At 47.9% G+C, this 5523-nt stretch carries 4 protein-coding genes and 1 tRNA gene; all 5 read right to left on the minus strand.

Annotated features, from left to right (window positions below):
• Window positions 1-121: 121 nt before the first annotated feature.
• Window positions 122-194, minus strand: a tRNA-Phe gene (locus WKT20_RS17410).
• A 223-nt stretch (window positions 195-417) separates the two neighbouring features.
• Window positions 418-1455, minus strand: coding sequence for a thiamine-phosphate kinase (gene thiL, locus WKT20_RS17415; protein WP_007560647.1), 1038 nt, complete (start codon window positions 1453-1455; stop codon window positions 418-420).
• Window positions 1456-1462: 7 nt separating this feature from the next.
• A complete protein-coding gene (locus WKT20_RS17420; protein WP_118212264.1) occupies window positions 1463-2272 on the minus strand; it encodes a purine-nucleoside phosphorylase in 810 nt (269 codons plus the stop codon).
• Complete coding sequence (lpxK, locus tag WKT20_RS17425; protein ID WP_340417806.1) at window positions 2229-3329, minus strand: tetraacyldisaccharide 4'-kinase; 1101 nt, start codon at window positions 3327-3329, stop codon at window positions 2229-2231. The genes WKT20_RS17420 and lpxK overlap by 44 nt, the downstream gene beginning before the upstream one ends.
• Before the next feature lie 15 nt (window positions 3330-3344).
• A complete protein-coding gene (sppA, locus tag WKT20_RS17430) occupies window positions 3345-5105 on the minus strand; it encodes a signal peptide peptidase SppA (protein ID WP_340417807.1) in 1761 nt (586 codons plus the stop codon).
• Between the last annotated feature and the right edge of the window lie 418 nt (window positions 5106-5523).

Below are 5523 nucleotides of genomic sequence, written 5' to 3' on the forward strand. Positions count from 1 at the left end.
GGTATTTAATCAAGGCGATTTAAACAGTTTCAGATGATTACCTTATAGGTAACTCAGCACTATCTGCTAAAACGAAAAACTCCGAAACGCTTGATAATGAAGCATTTCGGAGTTTTGCAGGTGGTGCCACCAGGAATCGAACCGGGGACACAAGGATTTTCAGTCCTTTGCTCTACCAACTGAGCTATGGCACCAGCATTTTTATGTTCGCAATCAATGTTTCTCGATTGCGGTTGCAAAGGTACACAAACTTTTGAAACTTGCAAACATTTCAGTAGAAAAAATGCGATTTTTGTGCAAAAAACGGCATTTTTTTGGAAAATACCGATAATAACTCTAAAAAACCTTCCTTTTTCACTCCGAAATAAGGTCGGATATCGAAAAAGGAAGGTTTCAAATCTAGACTATAAAAGAGTTTTATCCTTTCAGAGGATTCCAGCCTTGTGCTTTCAGTTCAAGTTCATTTCCATCACGGGTGACAAGGGCGCATCCCAGTTCGGGTTTGGTGATGTGACCGATAACTTTCACGTCTTTCATCTGAGATACGACCTCGTGCGCGGTCAACGGTACCGTGAAGAGCAGTTCGTAATCTTCGCCACCGTTCAGAGCACAGGTGCTCAGGTTCATGTTGAACTCTTCGGCCATTACGGCTGTCTGATAGTCAATCGGAATTCGCTCTTCGTACACGCGGCAACCGGCATGGCTTTGTGAACAGATGTGCATCAGCTCGGATGACAATCCGTCGGAGATGTCCATCATGGCAGTGGGCTTAATACCGGCTTTAGCCAGACTTTCCACAATATCCTTGCGGGCTTCCGGTTTCAGGAAGCGTTCCAGTAAGTATTCTTTGCCGGCAAAGTCGGGTTGTACATCTTTTTCGCCCTGGAATACGGCTTTCTCTCGCTCCATCAGCTGAAGTCCCATGTAAGCAGCTCCCAAATCGCCTGATACGCAGATCAGGTCAGTTTCTTTGGCACCGTTGCGGTAAACTACCTTGTCTTTATCGGCTTCTCCAATGCAGGTGATGGAAATGGCCAGCCCTGTAACAGAAGATGTGGTGTCACCTCCTACGAGGTCTACCTGATGCTGTGCGCAAGCCAGTTTCAGCCCGTCGTAGAAATCTTCCAGGTCTTCGATGCAGAAACGTTTGGATACAGCCAGTGATACAGTAATCTGCTTCGGAGTACCGTTCATGGCGTAAATATCAGAGAAGTTCACCATGGCCGATTTGTATCCCAGGTGCTTCAGCGGGGTATATACCAGATCAAAGTGTACACCTTCCATCAGCAGGTCGGTGGTGACCAGCACCTGCTTGCCGGGAAATTCCAATACGGCCGCATCGTCGCCCACACCGTATTTCGTTTCCGGGTTCTGTAATTTAATATCTTGGGTGAGATGCTTGATAAGTCCAAACTCACCCAGTGTTGAAATTTCTGTTCTGTTTCCTTCGTGCATAGTATTTTTACGCTCTGTTGATAAGTTCTCTCATAATGGTGGTCATACGAGGCTGTGCTTCGTCGGCAGCCTTCTGTACTTCTTCGTGGGATACTTCCACAATCTTGCCTTCCACGCCCAGGTCGGTGATGACTGATACACCGAATATCTTAATGCCGCAATGGTTGGCTACAATTACTTCCGGTACGGTTGACATACCTACGGCATCAGCACCCAGAATGTGGAACATTTTATATTCCGACGGAGTCTCGAATGTCGGGCCTTGGGTACCGAGGTATACGCCTTGTTGCACTTTGATGCCTTTTTCCTGAGCGATTTCCAGGGCTTTTGCAATCAGTTCCTTAGAATAAGCCTCGCTCATATCCGGGAAGCGTGGTCCGTATTCGATGTTCTTTCCACGAAGCGGATGTTCCGGGAAGAGATTGATGTGGTCGGTAATAATCATCAGGTCACCGATTTCAAAGTCGGGATTAGTACCTCCTGCAGCATTCGATACGAAGAGGGTTTTGATGCCCAGTTCACGCATCACGCGTACGGGGAAAGTTACTTCCTTCATAGAATAGCCTTCATAGAAATGAAAGCGTCCCTGCATGGCCATGATGTCCTTGTTGCCCAGTTTCCCGAAAATCAGTTTCCCGCTGTGTCCTTCGACGGTTGAAACCGGGAAATTCGGGATTTCCGAATAGTTGATTTCATACTTGTCGGTGATTTCGTGCACCAGACTGCCCAGTCCTGTACCCAGGATGATGGCTGTTTCGGGGTGAGTGTGCATTTTAGCCTTCAGAAAGGCAGCTGTTTCTTGAATTTTTTCTAACATACTCAATGATTTTAGGGTTAAATACTAGTTCTCCTTTGTGCAGAAACTCCACTTCTATAGGGAGCACGTAAATATAGGGTTTCAGTTCTTCGCTGAGCTGGGGATGACCGATAAGCCGTGAGGCATCCTTCTCGGTAGTCAGGATGAGACGGCGGGTTTCCGGTAGCTGGCGGAACTGCTGTGCAATCTGTTGCATGTCGGCACCGTCAAAATTGTGATGGTCTCCAAAGAACAGTGGAGTGACACGGGCGGCGTGTCGGCCGACTTTCTCCATCAATGGTGCCGGTGAGGCAATGCCGGTGACCAGCAGCACTTCTTTATCTTTTAACGCATCCAGCGGTTGGGCAGGAGCATCCATAAATAAAGGATACAACTTTCCGTAGGCCAGGGTAGTGAAAAACACTTCCTGATGCGGGAGAGGATGTATACGTTGGCGGATACGTTCGCATTCCTCCAGACTGAGGGTAGGCGGGCATTTCGTGACGATGAGCAAATCGGCTCGTTTCTTTCCGCTGGCAGGTTCCCGAAGGCGTCCGGCAGGAAGAAGCTGGTCACATTCCACAGGACGATGGTAATCCATCAGCAGGATGCGTAGTCCTGGTCGCACGTAACGGTGTTGAAAGGCATCGTCCAGCAGGATGACTTCCGTATCGGGTGCTCCTTGCAGAGAGATAAGCTGGCGGATACCCCGGCAGCGGTCACCATCTACGGCCACGTGAATGCTGGAAAACTTGCGAGCCATCTGGTAAGGCTCGTCACCGATGTCTTCCATCCGGGAGGTGGAAGAGGCCAGCACGAAACCTTTGGATTTCCGCTTGTAGCCCCGGCTTAGTACGGCCAGCCGGAATGAGTCCTGTAATAGCCGGATGAGGTATTCCGTGTGAGGAGTTTTCCCAGTACCGCCTACGGTCAGGTTGCCGATGCAGATGACGGGTAACGGAAAGCGTTCTTCGCGGAGCCAGCCCACGTCGAACAAGAGATTTCGTACCTTCACACCGATACCGTAGAGGGCACTGAAGGGCCATAGCCCCCAATATATCTTGCATTTTCCGCTCATGAACGCGCCTCCTGCTTATTGGATACGCATATTGAACGGCAAACGGGCTTGCAGGCGGTCGGACTGTTCCACGTGGCGCAACCACTCAAAGCCTTGATAATATTCACCGAAAGTTTCCTGCAACTGGCCGTGAATGTAGCGGTCAGTGCGGGTGTTCAGCAGTTCTGTCAGGAAATCCTGCTTAGCCGGGTAGCTTTTCAGTTTATAGTCCTTTACTTTCCCCAGTTCGGCAGCCAGTTGGATGGCAGTATCCAGTCCCCCCAGTTCGTCTACCAGTTTCAGCTCTTTGGCCATACTTCCGGTCCATACACGGCCTTCCGCAATCTTGCAGAGCTCCTCTAACGGGATATTTCGTCCTTCGGCACAGCGTTTGGTAAACAAGGCATATCCCTGGTTCACCATCTGTTGCATCAGGGCCGATTCTTCTGCATTGAACGGACGGCTCATGCTGCCCATGTCGGCCATTTTATGTGTCTTGACTCCGTCAAAATGGAGTCCCAGTTTATTGGTCAGTAATTCTGAAGCGTCGGGCATCATACCGAAGATGCCGATGGAACCGGTCAGAGTAGCCGGTTCAGCCACGATTTTGTTGGCAGCGCAAGAAATGTAGTAACCGCCGGAAGCAGCATAGTCACCCATTGATACTACGACCGGTTTTTCAGCTTTCAGCAAGTTCACTTCACGCCAAATCTGTTCCGAACCATAGGCACTTCCTCCCGGAGAGTTCACGCGGAGCACGACCGCTTTCACGTTTTTGTCCTTACGCAAATCGCGCAAGTCTTTCGTCATCTTCTCAGAGTTGATACCTTCATCGTAAGAGGAACCGTTGTCAATTTCTCCGTAAGCATAATAAACGGCTACCACATCTCTGGTCTTGCTTTTCGGGGTGGCCGATTTTACACGAGTCATTTCGTCCAGACTCAGGGTGTGGAGATCGTCTTCCTCGGTCAGTCCGGCGAGCGATTTTAAGTAGCTAAGTACTTCATCCTTGTACATCAGTGTGTCGGCCAGTCCGCAATGCACGTAGTCTTCAGCTGGGCGCAAGTCCATATTCTTGTCAGCTAATAAGTTCAAGGAATCGACTGAAATATTTCTGGAAGCTGCTACATCGTCCACAATGCTCTTCCAGGTAGATTCCAGAAAGGCTTGAGTCTGTTCGCGGTTGGCCGGACTCATTTCGGTATTGGTCATCGGTTCAACGGCCGATTTGTAGGTGCCTACACGGAATATCTGCATCTTGACTCCGATTTTGGCCAGAAAATCTTTCAGGAACATGGTCTCGCTGGCCAGTCCGTGCCAGGAGAGACTTCCTACAGGGTTCACAATTACCTTGTCGGCTACACTGGCCAGGTAATAACCGCCTTGTGTATACATGTCGGCATAGGCAATCAGAAACTTACCGCTTTGCTTGAAATCGGCCAGTGCGCGGTGAATGGCCTGTAAAGAGGCAGTAGAACATGCCAATGCTCCGGTATGCAGGTAGATACCCTTAATCTGTTCGTTTTCTTTGGCTTTCTGGATAGAACTCAGAATATCTTCCAGTCCGTATGTAGAAATCTGGTCTTCAAAGAACTGGTCTACGGGGCTAGGCTGATAGCGTTCTTGAACGGTGCCTTTCAGTTCGAGCGTAAAAACAGAATTGGGCATGACTAAGGTTTCGCTTTCAGAAGAAGCCACAATTCCTGCCAGCATGGTGACACCCAGGATGATAAAAATGAATCCGCAAATCAGCACGCCTGTAATGGTAGCCAGGGTGCTCCGAAGAAATTCTTTCATTATAAGTCGTTTTTTGATTAATAAACAAAGTTATTCTTTTTGCCTGAAAAAGCAAAAATACAAGAGGGTAATTTTCTTTTTTACAGAGTGGTGATTATGGTCTTAAATTTGATTTTAAATTTATTTTAGGTAGCTTTTGAAGGGATTTTTATAGTACAATATAATAAGGTAGTGTCGAGGGCTTGATTCAATAGTCTGCTGCAAAATTTATGATTGATTAGTAATTGGTTGATATTTAACTTGTTATATAATATTAATCCATCGTGAAGGTCTGCACATTGACGAGCGTGAAAAAATGCACTTGCGTTCCATCCAAAACGCACTTGCGTTTAAGATCAAACGTCCTTGCGTTTGAAGTGAAACGCACTTGCGTTTTATATCAAATGCACTTGCGTTTTTGAGAGGCTGCAGAAAATAT

Source organism: Phocaeicola sp. ICN-14070 (assembly GCF_037892625.1).
GTDB lineage: Bacteria > Bacteroidota > Bacteroidia > Bacteroidales > Bacteroidaceae > Phocaeicola > Phocaeicola plebeius.